Source organism: Verminephrobacter aporrectodeae subsp. tuberculatae At4 (genome assembly GCF_000193225.1).
In the GTDB taxonomy this organism is placed as follows: domain Bacteria; phylum Pseudomonadota; class Gammaproteobacteria; order Burkholderiales; family Burkholderiaceae_C; genus Acidovorax; species Acidovorax aporrectodeae.
Genome location: NZ_AFAL01000873.1, coordinates 1 through 375, shown reverse-complemented (window position 1 = coordinate 375; position 375 = coordinate 1). Strand labels below are relative to the sequence as shown.

Annotated in this window: 1 protein-coding gene; it reads left to right on the top strand. The window is 65.9% G+C overall.

The window, feature by feature from the left end:
• On the top strand, positions 1-375 hold a 375-nt coding region (locus tag VTU_RS29675), incomplete at both ends, for a SwmB domain-containing protein (protein ID WP_010109147.1).

Sequence of the window (375 nt, the reverse complement as noted above, 5' to 3'; positions counted from 1 at the left end):
AACGACGCAGTGAGCTTCAGCGACCGGGCGGTGACCAACAACACCCCCAGCGGCACGGCGGACACCACGGCCCCGCAGCTCTTGACCACAGGTGAGCATCGCCCCACCCTCAGCGGCCCCATCGCGTTGGTGATCAGATTCAGCGACGCGAGCAATCTGGACGCGAGCCACGCGCCGGCCAGCGGGGACTTCACGGTGCTCGCTGATGGCTCCCGCATCACCGTCACCGGGGTGGATGTTGTGAATGGACAGACGGGAAAGTACATCTTGCTGGAACTGGCCACTCCCGTGGTCGCTGGTCAGAGCGTGACCATTGCCTACCAGGACAGCACGCCCACCGACGCGAGCGCCATCCTGGACACAGCCGGCAACCGC